We start from the raw sequence: 16486 nt of genomic DNA, 5'->3' as shown, positions 1-16486 counted from the left end.
ATCACGCCACACGCAGTTTAAGCAGCTGCTTTGTATGCCAATATTGCAGAACCAAAACGGTAGTCAGCGCACCGAGAAGCGCGCAGAACATATCTGATTGCGTATCCCAAACATCCCCCTGCGTCCCTAAGAATTCATCCGCACCCTGCCCTAATGCCAGCGCGGCGGCCCATTCAATGAGTTCATACAGTGCGCTGATGGCCAGGGCGACACAGCACACCAGAAATGCGACCATTTTGCGCCCGCGAACATAGCCGCCACGAATCAGGATTTCGCGCGCAGCCAGTGCCGGAACTAATCCCTGGAAAAAGTGGCCGAGTTTGTCGTATGGATTACGGCTCAAATTCAGCCATTCCTGAACCTCAAATCCAATCGGTACTTTGGCGTAGGTATACAAGCCACCCACCATCAGAATGATGGCGTGCAGGAAAATCAAAAAATAGAGCAGCGGTGTCAGCGGGTAGCGCGAATAAGTCGCTAAAAGTACAGGGGCAATAATGATGACTGGTGTGACTTCCATCAGCCAGGTAACGCGGTCTGCGGTGCTGATACCCGTGTAGATAAGAATCAACAGAAGTAAAAATGCGCCGGATTTTAATAACGTACTCGTCATAATGCTTCGCCGTCTCGCTAAAAACGTCACTATCGGTGGAGTATAAGAAAAATACAACTGAGGGCGTGGAGTTTCAGACTAAAAGAGGAGTCCTGTTGGACTCCTCAAATTTGGAATTAGTACAGCAGACGAGCGCGGATAGTGCCTGGAATCGCCTTCATAGATTTCAACGCAGCTTCAGCCACATCTTCTTCTGCATCCACATCAATCACCACGTAACCCATATGCGGCGTAGTTTGCAGATACTGAGCGGCGATGTTGATACCTTGCTCGGCAAAAATCTGGTTCAGCGCGGTCAAAATACCTGGGCGGTTTTCGTGAATGTGCAGCAAACGGCTGGTGCTACCACCGTGTAAAGGCAGGGAAACCTCAGGGAAATTCACTGCTGACAGGGTAGAACCGTTGTCGGAATATTTCGCCAGTTTGCCAGCCACTTCCAGGCCGATATTTTCCTGCGCTTCCTGAGTTGAACCGCCGATGTGCGGCGTCAGGATCACGTTATCAAACTCACACAGCGGGGAAGTGAATGGATCGCTGTTGGTTGCAGGCTCGGTTGGGAACACGTCGATTGCCGCGCCTGCCAGATGTTTACGCGCCAGCGCATCGCACAATGCCGGAATATCCACGACCGTGCCACGCGCATCGTTGATCAGCAGCGCACCCGGTTTCATCAGCGCCAGTTCGTTGACACCAATCATATTTTTAGTTGAGGCATTTTCAGGAACATGCAGGCTGACCACGTCGCTCATGTTCAGCAAATCAGACAGATGCTGTACCTGAGTCGCGTTACCCAGCGGGAGCTTGTTTTCGATATCGTAGAAGAAGACATTCATGCCCAGCGCTTCAGCCAGAATCCCTAACTGAGTCCCGATATGGCCATATCCGATAATGCCAAGTTTTTTGCCGCGTGCTTCATAAGAACCGACCGCCAGCTTATTCCACACGCCACGGTGTGCTTTCGCGTTAGCTTCAGGCACGCCACGAATCAGTAATAACAGTTGGCCGATAACCAACTCAGCAACGGAACGCGTGTTAGAGAACGGCGCATTAAACACCGGCACACCGCGTTTGGCCGCAGCATCCAGATCGACCTGGTTAGTACCAATGCAGAAACAACCTACAGCAACCAGTTTCTCAGCCGCAGCCAAAATCTCTTCAGTTAAGTTAGTGCGGGAACGCAGACCAATGAAATGCGCATCACGGATCGACTCTTTCAGGGCATCGCTGTCCAGCGCACCTTTATGGTATTCGATATTGGTATAGCCTGCCGCGCGGAGGTTATCCACGGCTTTCTGGTGTACACCTTCCACCAGCAGGAATTTAATCTTGTCTTTATCCAGTGATACTTTTGCCATTTCCCGACCCTATTTTTAGAACTGATGTTGTGCTGTGTGATAAGACACCCTTCTGCCAAAATATCAAAAAATACGGGCGGGGCAATATAAACGATTGCGCAGTCGTCAGTGCAAGAAAGGAATAAGCCACAGTGGGCAGCAGAAAATGCTGAGCTAAAGAAAGAACCAGGAATGAATCACAGGGAGTTGTTCAGAATGTGACATATGTCACCAAATTTGCCGTTAGATTATTTTGTCATTTTTTATTCAGTAATCAGGGCGCAAGAAGCGCCCCGGTCAGATCATTTCACTATGGTTTTCACGCCATCAGCCGTACCAATCAGCGCGACGTCCGCACCGCGGTTGGCAAACAGACCCACAGTCACCACGCCTGGCAAGCCGTTGATGGCATTTTCCAGCGCGATAGGGTCAACGATACTCAGACCGTGAACATCCAGAATCAGGTTGCCGTTATCAGTCACTACACCCTGGCGATATTCCGGGCGGCCACCGAGTTTGACCAGCTCACGCGCCACACAGCTACGCGCCATAGGAATCACTTCAACCGGCAGCGGGAAGTTACCCAAAATACCCACTTGTTTGGACGCATCGGCGATACAGATAAACTTTTCCGCCACGGAAGCGATGATTTTTTCGCGGGTTAACGCGGCACCTCCGCCTTTGATCATTTGCATCTGGCCGTTGATCTCATCGGCGCCATCAACATAAATACCCAGAGAGTCGACTTCGTTGAGATCGTAAACAGTGATGCCAAGGCTTTTCAGTTTGGCGGTAGAAGCGTCGGAGCTAGAAACGGCACCATCAATTTGATGTTTGATAGTCCCGAGAGCATCAATAAAATGCGCGGCAGTGGAGCCAGTACCCACGCCAACGATAGTGCCTGGTTGCACGTATTGTAATGCTGCCCAGCCGACTGCTTTTTTCAGTTCATCCTGCGTCATGGTTTTTGCCTGTGCTGTGAAAACTGACGCGCATTATAGTGCAAGCGCCGCGAGGTTGTCCCAGGGAATGGCAGAACTCATCCGATCTTTGTCGATTTGGTCTGGATCGACTGCAAATTTATGTCATAGTGCTGAAATAACAAAAACAGGAGTTAGCTAACAACAATGAAACGCCCGGACTACAGAACGCTACAGGCGCTGGATGCAGTGATTCGTGAACGAGGATTTGAGCGAGCAGCACAAAAGCTCTGCATTACTCAATCAGCGGTTTCACAGCGTATCAAGCAACTGGAAAATATGTTCGGCCAGCCATTGTTAGTGCGCACAGTTCCACCGCGCCCAACCGAACAAGGGCAAAAGTTACTGGCATTATTACGCCAGGTTGAACTGCTGGAAGAAGAGTGGCTGGGGGATGAACAAACCGGCTCCACGCCTCTGTTGCTGTCGCTTGCGGTGAACGCCGACAGTCTGGCAACCTGGTTGCTGCCAGCACTTGCGCCTGTGCTTGCCGACTCCCCTATCCGCCTGAATCTTCAGGTTGAAGATGAAACCCGCACGCAAGAACGCCTGCGCCGCGGTGAAGTGGTCGGTGCGGTGTCCATTCAACCACAGCCGCTGCCAAGCTGCCTGGTCGACAGGCTCGGTGCGCTCGATTATCTGTTTGTCGGGTCGAAAGATTTTGCCGCTCGCTATTTCCCGAATGGCGTCACGCGTTCAGCGCTGTTGAAAGCCCCGGCTGTCGCGTTTGACCATCTCGACGATATGCACCAGGCGTTTTTACAGCAGAATTTTGATTTGTCACCGGGCAGCGTGCCGTGCCATATCGTTAACTCTTCAGAAGCCTTCGTGCAACTGGCGCGCCAGGGCACAACGTGCTGCATGATCCCGCATTTGCAAATTGAAAGAGAGATTAACAGCGGTGAGCTGATTGACCTGACACCCGGCCTGATGCAACGCCGCATGTTGTACTGGCACCGCTTTGCGCCGGAAAGCCGCATGATGCGCAATGTCACCGATGCGCTGCTGGAATATGGGCATAAAGTTTTACGCCAGGATGCTGAATAGAAAAAGGCCGCTAAATTTAGCGGCCTTTTTGTTTTGTTGGATGACGCTAACGCTTATCCAACCTACAATTTACAGCTTTGTAGAGTGGATAAGCGCAAGCGCCATCCACCATTTTATTGTGCAGGCTGTTCAGTCTTAGCGCGTTCCAGCTCAAACACCACATCAACCTGGTCATCAAACTGAATAGTTTGCTGATCGTAGGTATCCTGGGCCGATACTGGCGCTGCGGCGTCTGCTTTCATCATCCGCACCATTGGCGCTGGCTGGTAATTAGAAACGTGGTAACGCACGCTATAAACAGGTCCCAGCTTGCTGTTAAAGCCTTCAGCTAACAGTTTCGCCTGGCGGGCGGCATCGTCGATGGCTGCTTTACGCGCTTTATCTTTATATTGCTCCGGGTTTGCAACACCCAGGGAAACAGAGCGAATTTCGTTAAGCCCCGCTTTCAATGCTTCATCAAGCAGCTCGTTCATTTTGTCGAGCTTGCGCAGGGTGACATCAACCTGACGCACGGCACGGTAGCCTTTCAGCTGCGTTTTGCCGTCTTTCAGGTATTCATATTCTGGTTGAGTGCGCAGGTTAGCGGCATTGATGTCTTTCTTCTCGACACCGCTTTGCTGCAGGAATGTCAGATATTGTGCCACACGGTCGTCAGCCTGTTTTTTTGCTGATGCCGCATCTTTGGCTGACACATTCACTTCGATAGCGAGTGTGGCAATGTCAGGAACCGCATCCACGCTTGCGGTGCCGGATGTCACGACATGCGGACCGTTGGGTAACTCATCGGCCAATGCCGGAACCGAACCTAATCCCACTAAAGCGGCTAATGCCAGGGTTTTAAACTTCACTGTAATTCCTCCATGCTACATTCCACTGTCATTACGCCCGTAAAATACACGGACGTCTGGCAGCAAGCTTAGCCTGGAATGGTAACTTGTCTATCGGATTAAGGCTAATTAGCCATGAGTGAACCGATATGGCGAACCCCATCTGACGCAAGTTGCAACGCGATAACCCACATCACCAGGCCCACGACGCCATTGATAATACGCTGGGCTTTCGCGGTGCGCAGGCGCGGTGCAAGCCATGCCGCCAGCAATGCCAGGCCGTAAAACCACAGAATAGAGGCGCTCACCGTCCCTAACGCAAACCAACGCTTTGGTTCGTCGGCGAGTTGCCCACCGAGACTCCCCAGCACTACAAACGTATCCAGATACACATGCGGATTAAGCCAGGTCACCGCCAGCACGGTGGCGACAATTTTCCAGCGCCCTTGCTTCATCACTTCAGCGGAGGCCAATTCAACGCTGCTGCTCATTGCGGTACGCAGCGCGCCCCAGCCGTACCACAGCAAAAACGCCACGCCGCCCCAGGTCACAATCGCCAGCAACCATGGCGACTGCATCAGAAGCGCGCTGCCACCAAAAATACCTCCGCAGATCAGTATCAAATCGCTAATCGCGCAAAGAGAAGCAATCATCAGATGGTATTGGCGGCGAATGCCCTGGTTCATCACAAAAGCATTTTGCGGACCGAGTGGCAGGATTAACGCTGCACCCAATGTAAGGCCTTGAAAGAAATAAGATAACACGATGATTCACTCTTCAGTATTTAGCGACTGAGGAAGAGTGTAATAGGGAAAAATTATTAGCGGAAATGGATAATTTTAATGGTTTATAAGAATTACTAATAAAAAGAAGGCCAGCCGAAGCTGGCCTCGAACAATCATTCTTGTGCGGGTTCTTTCACACGTTTGAAGTTCACGTCCATTTGTGGATACGGGAAGCTGATCCCCTGCGCATCAAACTCGCGTTTAATGCGTTCCAGCACATCCCAATAAACGTTTTGCAGATCGCTACTGTTGCTCCAGGCGCGCACCACAAAGTTAATCGCGGAAGGCCCCAGTTCATTGAGCCGCACAGTAATATCGCGGTCTTTCAAAACGCGTTCATCGCTGGTGATGATGTCGGTCAGGATTTGCTTAACTTTGTCGATGTCGGAGTCATATGCCACGCCAATAATAAACTCATTACGGCGCACCGGTTCACGGGAAAAATTAATGATATTACCGGCGATAATTTTACCGTTTGGCACCACGACGATTTTGCCATCCAGCGTGCGCAATGTGGTGGAGAAAATCTGCACGTTAAGTACGGAACCCGCGATACCGCCAAGGTCAACGTATTCACCCGCGCGGAATGGGCGGAAAGTCACCAGCAACACGCCTGCGGCGAGGTTTGAGAGCGAACCTTGCAACGCGAGACCAATGGCCAAACCTGCGGCACCGAGTACAGCGATAACGGACGCAGTCTGTACCCCCACGCGCCCCAGAGCGGCAATTAACGTAAAGGCGATGATGCCATAACGCACCAGTGCGGAGAGAAAATCAGCGACGGTGGCATCAATATTTCGAGCGACCATCACACGGTTAATGGCGTTGGACACGATACGAGCCACGATCATCCCGACGATAATAATCGCAATCGCCGCCACAATGTTGACCGCATAGCTCAGCAGTAACGCCTGGTTGCGCACCAACCAGCCCCCAGCATTATTGATACTGTCTACTACGTTGAGATCTTCCATTCACGGTTCCTTGTCATTACTGAAATTCTGCACCCCGAAGGCACAACAGAACTTTAAAGGGTAAACAAAACAAGCGAATGTGCCAAGTTAGTCACAAATTTGGGCGAAAAAAACCCGCCGAGGCGGGTTTAGGGGGAATGGCAAACCTACAGATTCATCAGATCGAGTGAGTAAAGGTGCGAGATATCACATCCTGTTGCTGCTCACGCGTCAGAGCATTAAAGCGCACCGCATAGCCCGAAACGCGAATGGTGAGCGTCGGATATTTTTCTGGATGTTCAACCGCATCCAGTAACATTTCACGATTCATCACGTTCACGTTCAAATGCTGCCCGCCTTCAGTTTTCACATCGTGATGGAAATAACCATCCAGCAAGCCCACCAGATTTAACTGTCGTATCGCATCATCTCGGCCGAGCGCCGCAGGAACGATTGAGAAGGTGTATGAAATCCCGTCTTTCGCATAGCTGAACGGCAGTTTGGCAACCGAGGTTAATGAAGCAACAGCGCCTTTACGATCCCTTCCGTGCATCGGGTTAGCACCCGGTGCAAATGGCATCCCCGCGCGGCGGCCATCCGGCGTGTTACCGGTTTTTTGTCCGTAAACCACGTTTGAGGTGATCGTCAGGATCGACTGGGTCGGTACCGCGTTGCGATAAGTTGGCAGCGCCTGGATCTTCTTCATAAAGCGTTCAACAAGATCGCAGGCAATCGCATCAACACGATCGTCATTATTGCCGTATTGCGGATACTCACCTTCAATCACGAAATCTACCGCCAGCCCGTTTTGGTCGCGCACCGGTTTCACCGTGGCGTACTTGATCGCGGAAAGTGAGTCCACCGCCACCGACAACCCGGCAATCCCACACGCCATCGTGCGATAAACGTCCCGGTCGTGCAGCGCCATCAGCGAGGCTTCGTAGCTGTATTTATCGTGCATATAATGGATGAGATTGAGCGCCGTAACGTACTGCGCCGCCAGCCAATCCATAAAGTGGTCGAGGCTGCTCATCACCTTTTCATAATCCAGCACGTCATCGAGCAGCATCGGCATTTTCGGCCCGACCTGGATTTTGAGCTTTTCGTCCATCCCGCCATTGATGCAATACAGCAGCGTTTTTGCGAGGTTGGCTCGCGCGCCAAAGAACTGCATCTGTTTGCCGATGACCATCGGACTGACGCAGCAGGCGATCGCGTAGTCATCGCTGTCAAAATCACAGCGCATCAGGTCATCATTTTCATACTGCAACGATGACGTTTCGATGGACACTTTTGCTGCATAAACTTTGAAAGGTTTCGGCAACGCTTCCGACCAGAGAATGGTCAGATTCGGCTCTGGCGCTGGCCCCATGGTGTACAGCGTGTTCAGGTAGCGATAGGCGTTTTTGGTGACTAACGTGCGCCCGTCTAAACCCATACCGCCGATAACTTCCGTCGCCCAGATAGGATCGCCTGAGAACAGCGAATCAAACTCCGGCGTACGCAGGAAACGCACCATGCGAATCTTCATAATGAAATGATCGACCAACTCTTGCGCCTGAAGCTCCGTCAACACGCCGGCTTTGAGGTCGCGCTCGATATAAATATCGATAAACGAGGTGGTGCGGCCCAGTGACATCGCCCCACCATTTTGCGATTTCACCGCCGCCAGATAGGCAAAATAGAGCCACTGCAACGCTTCTTGCGCATTGCGAGCCGGGCGAGAAATATCGAACCCGTATTTTGCTGCCATCTCCTGAATTTGCAGCAGAGCCCGGCGATGCTCAGACAACTCTTCACGCAGACGAATGACCGATTCGAGATTTTCACCGCGCTCCAGTGCACCTTGTAAATCGGCAAACTGCAATTCACGTTCCCGCACCAGATAGGCGATGCCGTACAGCGCGACACGGCGATAGTCGCCGATAATGCGTCCACGCCCGTAACCGTCCGGCAAACCGGTCAACACGCCCGATTTACGGCAGCGCAGAATATCCGGTGAATAAACGTCAAACACGCCCTGATTATGGGTTTTACGCAAAGACGTAAACTGGTATTCAAAATCCGGGTCCATTTCACGACCATAAGCTTCAAAAGAGCTTTTGATCATGTTGATACCGCCATAAGGGTGCAGCGCACGTTTCAGCGGTTTATCCGTTTGCAAGCCGACAATCTTTTCGTGGTCTTTGAGAATATATCCCGGCGCATGTGCAGTAATGGTCGTCGCAATGTTGGTGTCGAAATCTACCGGCGCATGTGTGGCGTTTTCGATACGAATGCCATCCATGACCTTTTCCCACAGCGCCGTCGTCGCCGTGGTTGCTCCCGCTAAAAATGATTCATCACCTTCATACGGGGTGTAGTTTTGTTGGATAAAATCCCGAACATTAATGTTGGTTTTCCATTCATCGCCTGAAAATTCTTGCCAGGCATGGGAATAATTATCGTTGGTAATATCAACATCTACTTTCATTACATCATTCCTTTAAACCACATTATTAATTCAGGCATATTCCGCAAGATGACATTGCTTTCCTAATTGCAAAGCATCAAGCGCAATCATTTTCTCTTCGTTAGTGGGAATAACGGCACAAATTATTGATGAACTCTCACTGGAAATTATTCTCTGCCCTATTCGGTTAGGCTGGTTATTTTTATCAATATCCAGCTCAACACCAAATACACGCAAACGCTCGGCAACCAGACGGCGAATAAGTATTGAGTTCTCGCCAATACCACCGGTAAAAATAATCCCGTCCAGACGATTTAATGCAGCAGCGTGCGCGCCAATCGTTCGGGCAATGCGATGAACAAACGTTCTGATAGCTAATTGCGCACGCATATCACCTTCATGCCAGGCTTTTTCCAGAGTCCGTAAATCTGAAGACAAACCCGAAAGGCCTAATAGCCCGGACTCTTTATTAGCGACTTGTTCCAGGTCATCCATCGACAGCTCAGTCTGGCGGGCGAGCCAGGACATGGCACCGAAATCGACATCACCACAGCGCGTACCCATAATCAGCCCTTCAAGCGGCGTCATGCCCATCGAGGTATCAACACTTTCACCATTCTGGACCGCGCAGACCGATGCGCCATTTCCTAAGTGAGCAATCACCAACCCCGAATCTACTGAGTTCAGGCCGGGTAACTCACCCGCTTGCTGAGAAACGTAGCGATGCGACGTGCCGTGGAATCCGTAACGGCGCACCCCGTACTCTTCAAAATAGCGATACGGTAGACCGTATAAATAGGCCTCTGGTTTCAGGGTCTGGTGAAAGCTGGTATCGAATACCGCGACCTGTGGGACGTCCGGGAAGCGGGTTCGCGCAGATTCCACTCCGTGCAAATTGGCGTAATTATGCAGGGGTGCCAACGGTGAAACCTGGCGAATCTGTTCGATAACCTCATCGGTAATTAATACCGACTCGCTAAATAACGATCCGCCGTGAGCAATCCGATGGCCTACAAATGCAACGCTATCAATTAAATCGCGCATTTCAAGCTCATGAGATATTGCGGCGAGTGCTTCTTCATAATTCTGGCGAGCCAGAATAACTGGCTCCCCATCATTGACCGTTATAAATGCTTTATCTGTATTAATACCTTCACAAATTCCGGACAACAGCACATCACATGTTTCTGCATCTAATACTGAAAACTTTACCGAAGAAGAACCACAGTTAATCGTCAACACTACCGGGTAATCATTCATGTTTAAATCCCACTCATCCTGAGTCAATCTACCCAAAGTTATTAGATAAGTTTGTAGACAATATTAAGAATGGTCAGCAAACCAATGACTGTGACAAAAATATTCTCAGTTTTACCTTTATATTTCGCCAGAGCCGGAGTTTTACGAATGGCATACATCGGCAGCAGACAAAGTAAGGAAGCAATAATCGGAGCACCCATCGCTTCAATTAAATCGAGGATGTTCGGGTTAGCGTAAGCCACAACCCAGGTTGATCCCATAATGAAGACCATGCTGATAAGGTTGAGTTTTCCGCCAGAAACTTTGGTTTTATCCCCTTTGTAGCCGAACTTCAGAACCAGACCGTTTAGCCCTTCAAGGGTGCCAAGATAGTGGCCGAAGAAGGATTTGAAGATTGCGACCAGGGCAATAATCGATGCGCCATATTCCAGTGTGGTGGCAAACGTCGATTTGGTGCCAGACATCGAGGAGAAGTGGTTCGCCAGATACGAGAGCACTGGAATATTCTGTGCTTTAGCTTCAGCCATGTTCTGTGGGGAAAGCGTGAACAGGCAGCTAAAGGCGAAGAACATCACCACCGCAACCATCAACATGCTGGCGCGAGAAATGATTTTTGAACATTTGTCTTCAGTGTACTGCTTGCCAAAGTCCTGCTCGTACTCTTCGCGTTTGGAAACCACAAACGAGGAGACAATCGGCGAGAAGTTAAAGGAGAACACCATGATGGAAATACCCAGCCATACCGTGACCAGAATGCCATCACTGCCAGTGAACGAAATGTCGCTGAGGCTCACCTGATCGATAACCGCAGAGTTCCAGTAAGGGATCAGCGAGACTGAAATCAGCACCAGGCAGGCAATGAACGGGAACACCAGATAGCTCATGACTTTGACCATCAGGTCTTTGCCAAAATAGATAACAAAAGCCATCAACAGCAACAGGAACAGCGCCACAATTCCGCGGTTTAACGGCATAAGCTGGAGCTGGTTTTCCCAGAATGTCATGAAGGTATTGGTTATCGTGACACCATAAATCCACAGCAGCGGGCAGATTGCGAAAAAGTACAGGAAGGTGATGACCACGCCGCCCGTTTTACCAAAATGTTCTTCAACCGTTTCTGTAATGTTTCCAGAAGGATTGCTGCCGGAAAGACACAGACGCGCCAGCGCACGGTGGCAGTAAAACGCAATCGGAAATGCCAGGAACAGCATAATCAATATCGGAATTAAGCCGCCATAACCTGCACGGATGGGGAAGAATAAAACTCCCGCACCGATAGCCGTTCCAAATAAACCAAGAGTCCAGGTGGTGTCAGATTTGCGCCATTGCGATTCCGCTTTTTGGCCAACCAGGGTTGCATCAGTATTGCTCATAATAAAGTTCCTCGAGAGATTCTATCAAATATCTGCGGAGCCTGTAATTTGTGAGACGCGAGACAGGTCAATATTACCGCCGGAGATAATACTAACTGTTTTACGCCCTTTAATATAATGATCTAATTTACCGCTTAATAATGCAGCAGTCGCTAATGCACCTGCGCCTTCAGTGACAACTTTATTACGTTGAATAAGGGCTACCATACTGTTGCGAATTTCATCCTCACTGACTAATACAATATCAGTAACGAGCTTCTTCACAATTTCATAGGTTATTCTGCCAGGGCGAGAAACATCGCAACCATCGGCTAACGTCCCGGTCGTACGATGGGCCATTAATTCGCCTTTATAAAACGAGGCAGCCATACCATGTACGTTCTCTGCCTGCACGCCGATAATATTAATAGTCGGGTTTATAGATTTAATCGCCAGTGCAATACCCGCAATTAATCCGCCGCCGCCAATTGGCACAATGACGTTATCGACATCGTATAAATCTTCAAGGATTTCCAGGCCGATAGTCCCTTGGCCGGCAATCACTTTTTCATCGTCATAGGGTGGAATAAAGATGCGCCCTTCCATCTCAACAATTTCACTCACTTTAGCGATGGTGTCGTTGAAATTATCGCCGTGCATCACGACTTGTGCAGAGTAGTCAGAGGTCGCCGCGACTTTGGACTTTGGTGCGCCATTAGGCATGACGACTTTGCCATCAATGCCAAGAATGGCGCAGGAGAGTGAAACGCCCTGAGCGTGGTTGCCCGCAGAACAAGCAACCACACCTTTTCTTTTTTCTTCTTCAGTTAAAGAACTGAGTTTATTAAATGCACCACGAATTTTAAATGACCCCGTGCGCTGCATATTTTCAAATTTTAGAAATATCTCACCTTTACAACATTCGCTGAGATAATTTGAACGAGGCATTCCAGTTTTATAGATATATCCTGCGAGTCTTTTTTTCGCTTCAAGAACATCAATAATAGTAACAGGAAGTTCATAGTCGATATGCATGTTGACCTCAACATTTAAAAGCAAGAATGATTTATGGGGTGACTTTTATTAAGCCACCACTTTGAATGAGTAATATTTTATTGGTTACTTATTTAAGTTAAGCAACTTCAGTTAATTTGTCAGATTGAAATTTAATTCGTAATGAATGTTTTTTGGCTAGCTCAACTAATGTGGCAGCAGATCTATTAATTCGATAATTCTTAGACCAAACGGCAGCATATCGCGCGACAGGTAATTTATCCTCAACTGGGACTTTAATAAATTGGTTAGAGCCAAATGGGGAAATCATATCGCGCGGAATAACTGTCAGAAAACCTGCATTGAGCACCAGATTATAAATGGTTACTACTGAGTCCGTTTTTACGATATTTTCACTTTTAATATTGTTCTTTTGCAGTGTCGTCAGCAGTTCGCTGTAATATCCCATTTCCGTTTGTGGTAAAACCCATTGCTCATGACTTAATGCGCTGAGTGTGGTCGTCCCTTTAACTACCCGTGTTCGGTTGGCAACCAGTACAAACTCTGACTCGAACAGTGGCTCAATGTGCAAATCTTGTAGCAACATTTCGTCGCTCAATGTGCCAATAGCAAAGTCCAGGCGGCCATCACGGATTGCAGGCAAGAAAGAAGAAAGTTGGGCTTCGAACATCGAAACCTGAGCCTGTGGGAAAAGCTCTTTAAACTCTTTCATCATGCCGGGTAAAAAAGTAAAGCCGATAAGCGATGGGTAGCCAAATGACACATCCACCACGCTGTTACCCACCATGCGATTCATTTCACTACACATATTGCGCAATTCACGTGTGATGGATTCAGCGTGAGTCAGCAATACTTTGCCTGCTTCAGTTAATTTAACGCCGGTATTTTTTCTGATAATAAGCTCTAAACCAAAATACGATTCCATGTCGCTTATAATTTTACTGACAGCAGGCTGGGTCAGGCTCAGTTGTTTCGCCGCAGAACCAAATGATCCACTTCTCACCACTTCCTGAAAGACAAGCAGGTGTTGTGTTTTTGGTAAGGTATTATTATCCATTTAAATCTGCGCCTATTAACGTCCCATGCAGCAGATCATATCGAATTATGCATCAGTTGTAGTGTGCAGTGACTCACAATTACCAGACCGCTAATCGTATGCAAATCAAGCAAACAAATTTAATCCTTTCAAATCATAATGTTAAGCATTGGTCATTTGCATTTTACATGACAGAGGTCAACCTTAGCAGGAGTAATAAAATAAAGTTATGGTGATAATAAAATCATATCTGTACAAATAACTCCCACTTTTATAGGTACTTATAATAAAACTAAAATAATCTTATAAAATTGCCGAAATAAATAGCGTTCAGAAAATACTCGTATCAGAAAATATCATTTATGCCATCAGTTTATTTAAAAGCAATATGCTGGCTTTTTAAGCCTGGATTGCAGATAAAAATTTATTAAGGGTACAAAAAAGCCCGCACGAGGCGGGCTTGATTCAAGCATTCACTGCTTCAAATTACAGAACGTCTACTGCGTTCAGTTCTTTGAAAGCCTGCTCCAGACGGGTAATCATAGAAGTCTGTGCAGAACGCAGCCATACGCGTGGATCGTAGTATTTCTTGTTCGGCTGGTCTTCGCCTTTAGGGTTGCCCAACTGGCCCTGCAGGTAAGCTTCGTTAGCTTTGTAGTAGCTCAGGATACCTTCCCAAGTTGCCCACTGAGTATCGGTATCGATGTTCATTTTGATAACACCGTAGCTCACGGAATCTTTGATTTCTTGAGCAGTAGAACCGGAACCGCCGTGGAATACGAAGTTCAGAGAGTTGTGCGGCAGGTTGTGTTTCTTAGAAACATAATCCTGAGAATCGCGCAGGATAGTCGGGGTCAGAACCACGTTACCTGGTTTGTACACACCGTGCACGTTACCGAAGGAAGCCGCGATGGTGAAACGTGGGCTGATTTTGCTCAGTTCGGTGTAAGCGTAATCAACGTCTTCTGGCTGAGTGTACAGAGCAGATGCGTCCATATGGCTGTTATCTACGCCATCTTCTTCGCCGCCGGTGCAACCCAGTTCGATTTCCAGAGTCATGCCCATTTTGGACATACGAGCCAGATACTTAGAGCTGATCTCGATGTTTTCTTCCAGAGACTCTTCAGACAGGTCGATCATGTGGGAAGAGAACAGTGGTTTGCCCGTTGCCGCGAAGTGTTTTTCGCCAGCGTCCAACAGGCCGTCGATCCATGGCAGCAGTTTCTTAGCGCAATGGTCGGTGTGCAGGATAACTGGCACGCCGTAATGTTCAGCCATCTGGTGAACGTGGTGTGCGCCAGAGATTGCGCCCAGGATTGCAGCACCCTGAGGAACGTCAGTTTTCACGCCTTTACCCGCGATGAACGCAGCGCCACCGTTAGAGAACTGAACGATGACTGGTGCTTTAACTTTCGCAGCAGTTTCCAGTACGGCGTTGATAGAGTCGGTGCCTACGCAGTTAACTGCTGGCAGAGCAAAGTTGTTTTCTTTTGCTACCTGGAAAACTTTCTGTACGTCATCACCAGTGATTACACCAGGTTTTACGAAATCAAAAATCTTAGACATGTTTGGTTGTCCTGTATCGTCGGCCGTTAGAAAAAACGTTTGTGCCACCTAAGACTGAGCGGCAGCAAAAAACAAACGGGCAGGAAACCCTGCCCGTAATCATTACTTCTTAGCGCGCTCTTCGAGCATCGCTACTGCTGGCAGAACTTTGCCTTCCACGAATTCGAGGAATGCGCCACCACCAGTGGAGATGTAGGAGATCTTGTCAGCAATGCCGAACAGGTCGATTGCTGCCAGAGTGTCACCGCCGCCTGCGATAGAGAATGCTTCGCTGTCTGCGATTGCATTAGCAACGATTTCAGTCCCTTTGCGGAAGTTAGGGAATTCGAACACGCCAACCGGGCCGTTCCACAGAATGGTTTTTGCATTCTTCAGGATTTCAGCCAGTTGAGCTGCAGAAGCATCACCGATATCCAGAATCTGCTCGTCAGATTTAACGTCGTTTACAGATTTCAGAGTTGCAGTAGCAGTCTCTGAGAACTCAGTCGCAACGCGCACGTCAGCAGGAACCGGGATATCACAGATAGTCAGCAGGCGTTTAGCTTCGTCAACCAGGTCTGCTTCGTACAGGGATTTACCCACGTTGTGGCCTTGAGCAGCAACGAAGGTGTTCGCGATGCCACCGCCAACAATCAGTTGGTCAGCGATTTTAGACAGGGAATCAAGAACGGTCAGTTTGGTAGAAACTTTAGAACCGCCAACAATAGCAACCATTGGGCGAGCTGGTTCTTTCAGTGCTTTACCCAGTGCGCTCAGCTCTTCAGCCAGCAGTGGGCCTGCACAAGCGATGTCTGCAAATTTGCCAACGCCGTGAGTAGAAGCCTGTGCACGGTGCGCAGTACCGAAAGCGTCCATTACGAATACGTCACACAGTGCAGCGTATTTTTTAGACAGGGTTTCGTCGTCTTTCTTTTCGCCTTTGTTGAAGCGAACGTTTTCCAGAACAACCAGTTCACCCGCAGCAACTTCAACGCCGTCGAGGTAATCTTTAGCCAGACGAACCGGAGCAGACAATTTGTCTTTCAGGTAGTTAACAACCGGCAGCAGAGAGAATTCTTCGTTGTACTCGCCTTCAGTCGGACGACCCAGGTGAGAAGTTACCATCACTTTAGCGCCTTGCTTCAGGGCCAGTTCGATAGTAGGCAAAGATGCACGGATACGTGCGTCAGATGTCACTTTCCCTTCTTTAACTGGTACGTTCAAATCTGCACGGATCAGAACACGCTTTCCAGCCAGATCCAGATCGGTCATCTTAATTACAGACATG

General features: G+C 48.9%; 14 protein-coding genes. 1 reads left to right on the top strand and 13 read right to left on the bottom strand.

Going from position 1 to position 16486, the window contains the following annotated elements:
• Position 1 precedes the first annotated feature (1 nt).
• The 3 genes from DY231_RS03900 to rpiA form a co-directional block, all read right to left on the bottom strand.
• On the bottom strand, positions 2-613 hold the full coding sequence (locus tag DY231_RS03900) for a DUF2238 domain-containing protein (protein ID WP_115627353.1): 612 nt from the start codon (positions 611-613) through the stop codon (positions 2-4).
• A 116-nt stretch (positions 614-729) separates the two neighbouring features.
• The gene (gene serA, locus DY231_RS03895) at positions 730-1968 is read right to left on the bottom strand and encodes a phosphoglycerate dehydrogenase (RefSeq protein ID WP_034498327.1); all 1239 of its coding nucleotides are present in this window, start codon (positions 1966-1968) and stop codon (positions 730-732) included.
• Between the two features lie 281 nt (positions 1969-2249).
• Positions 2250-2909, bottom strand: a complete 660-nt coding sequence (rpiA, locus tag DY231_RS03890; protein ID WP_115627352.1) for a ribose-5-phosphate isomerase RpiA — start codon at positions 2907-2909, stop codon at positions 2250-2252.
• 165 nt (positions 2910-3074) lie between these two features.
• Here rpiA and argP point away from each other — a divergent pair, with 165 nt between their 5' ends.
• Positions 3075-3974, top strand: coding sequence for a DNA-binding transcriptional regulator ArgP (argP, locus tag DY231_RS03885; RefSeq protein ID WP_064513636.1), 900 nt, complete (start codon positions 3075-3077; stop codon positions 3972-3974).
• A gap of 113 nt (positions 3975-4087) precedes the next feature.
• Here the strand turns inward: argP and DY231_RS03880 are convergent, their stop codons facing one another.
• From DY231_RS03880 to pgk, 10 genes are all read right to left on the bottom strand, one after another.
• Positions 4088-4822: an oxidative stress defense protein gene (locus tag DY231_RS03880; protein ID WP_115627351.1), complete on the bottom strand. Its 735-nt coding sequence runs from the start codon at positions 4820-4822 to the stop codon at positions 4088-4090.
• Positions 4823-4926: 104 nt separating this feature from the next.
• Positions 4927-5565 carry an arginine exporter ArgO gene (gene argO / locus DY231_RS03875; RefSeq protein ID WP_115627350.1) on the bottom strand — a complete coding sequence of 213 codons (639 nt, stop codon included), beginning with the start codon at positions 5563-5565 and terminating at the stop codon, positions 4927-4929.
• A gap of 134 nt (positions 5566-5699) precedes the next feature.
• Positions 5700-6560 (bottom strand): small-conductance mechanosensitive channel MscS, encoded by an 861-nt coding sequence (gene mscS / locus DY231_RS03870; protein ID WP_115627349.1) that lies wholly within the window; start codon positions 6558-6560, stop codon positions 5700-5702.
• A 157-nt stretch (positions 6561-6717) separates the two neighbouring features.
• Positions 6718-9012, bottom strand: a complete 2295-nt coding sequence (pflB, locus tag DY231_RS03865) for a formate C-acetyltransferase (protein WP_115627348.1) — start codon at positions 9010-9012, stop codon at positions 6718-6720.
• A 30-nt stretch (positions 9013-9042) separates the two neighbouring features.
• Positions 9043-10251: a propionate kinase gene (gene tdcD, locus DY231_RS03860; protein ID WP_115627347.1), complete on the bottom strand. Its 1209-nt coding sequence runs from the start codon at positions 10249-10251 to the stop codon at positions 9043-9045.
• 41 nt (positions 10252-10292) lie between these two features.
• Positions 10293-11624: a threonine/serine transporter TdcC gene (tdcC, locus tag DY231_RS03855; RefSeq protein WP_034498348.1), complete on the bottom strand. Its 1332-nt coding sequence runs from the start codon at positions 11622-11624 to the stop codon at positions 10293-10295.
• A gap of 24 nt (positions 11625-11648) precedes the next feature.
• Positions 11649-12638 (bottom strand): bifunctional threonine ammonia-lyase/L-serine ammonia-lyase TdcB, encoded by a 990-nt coding sequence (gene tdcB, locus DY231_RS03850; RefSeq protein WP_115627346.1) that lies wholly within the window; start codon positions 12636-12638, stop codon positions 11649-11651.
• Positions 12639-12735: 97 nt separating this feature from the next.
• Positions 12736-13674 (bottom strand): transcriptional regulator TdcA, encoded by a 939-nt coding sequence (gene tdcA / locus DY231_RS03845; RefSeq protein WP_115627345.1) that lies wholly within the window; start codon positions 13672-13674, stop codon positions 12736-12738.
• Between the two features lie 465 nt (positions 13675-14139).
• Positions 14140-15219 carry a class II fructose-bisphosphate aldolase gene (fbaA, locus tag DY231_RS03840; protein WP_034498356.1) on the bottom strand — a complete coding sequence of 360 codons (1080 nt, stop codon included), beginning with the start codon at positions 15217-15219 and terminating at the stop codon, positions 14140-14142.
• A gap of 102 nt (positions 15220-15321) precedes the next feature.
• The gene (gene pgk / locus DY231_RS03835) at positions 15322-16485 is read right to left on the bottom strand and encodes a phosphoglycerate kinase (protein WP_034498359.1); all 1164 of its coding nucleotides are present in this window, start codon (positions 16483-16485) and stop codon (positions 15322-15324) included.
• Position 16486 lies beyond the last annotated feature (1 nt).

The organism is Buttiauxella agrestis (genome assembly GCF_900446255.1).
Lineage (GTDB): Bacteria > Pseudomonadota > Gammaproteobacteria > Enterobacterales > Enterobacteriaceae > Buttiauxella > Buttiauxella agrestis.
This window is presented reverse-complemented; position numbering and strand designations above follow the sequence as displayed.

Bases quoted from the DNA above. Each gene is read 5' to 3' on its own strand.
- DY231_RS03900 (WP_115627353.1), bottom strand. From the start codon at position 613: ATGACGAGTACGTTATTAAAATCCGGCGCATTTTTACTTCTGTTGATT.
- serA (WP_034498327.1), bottom strand. From the start codon at position 1,968: ATGGCAAAAGTATCACTGGATAAAGACAAGATTAAATTCCTGCTGGTG.
- rpiA (WP_115627352.1), bottom strand. From the start codon at position 2,909: ATGACGCAGGATGAACTGAAAAAAGCAGTCGGCTGGGCAGCATTACAA.
- argP (WP_064513636.1), top strand. From the start codon at position 3,075: ATGAAACGCCCGGACTACAGAACGCTACAGGCGCTGGATGCAGTGATT.
- mscS (WP_115627349.1), bottom strand. From the start codon at position 6,560: ATGGAAGATCTCAACGTAGTAGACAGTATCAATAATGCTGGGGGCTGG.
- pflB (WP_115627348.1), bottom strand. From the start codon at position 9,012: ATGAAAGTAGATGTTGATATTACCAACGATAATTATTCCCATGCCTGG.
- tdcD (WP_115627347.1), bottom strand. From the start codon at position 10,251: ATGAATGATTACCCGGTAGTGTTGACGATTAACTGTGGTTCTTCTTCG.
- tdcC (WP_034498348.1), bottom strand. From the start codon at position 11,624: ATGAGCAATACTGATGCAACCCTGGTTGGCCAAAAAGCGGAATCGCAA.
- tdcB (WP_115627346.1), bottom strand. From the start codon at position 12,638: ATGCATATCGACTATGAACTTCCTGTTACTATTATTGATGTTCTTGAA.
- tdcA (WP_115627345.1), bottom strand. From the start codon at position 13,674: ATGGATAATAATACCTTACCAAAAACACAACACCTGCTTGTCTTTCAG.
- fbaA (WP_034498356.1), bottom strand. From the start codon at position 15,219: ATGTCTAAGATTTTTGATTTCGTAAAACCTGGTGTAATCACTGGTGAT.
- pgk (WP_034498359.1), bottom strand. From the start codon at position 16,485: ATGTCTGTAATTAAGATGACCGATCTGGATCTGGCTGGAAAGCGTGTT.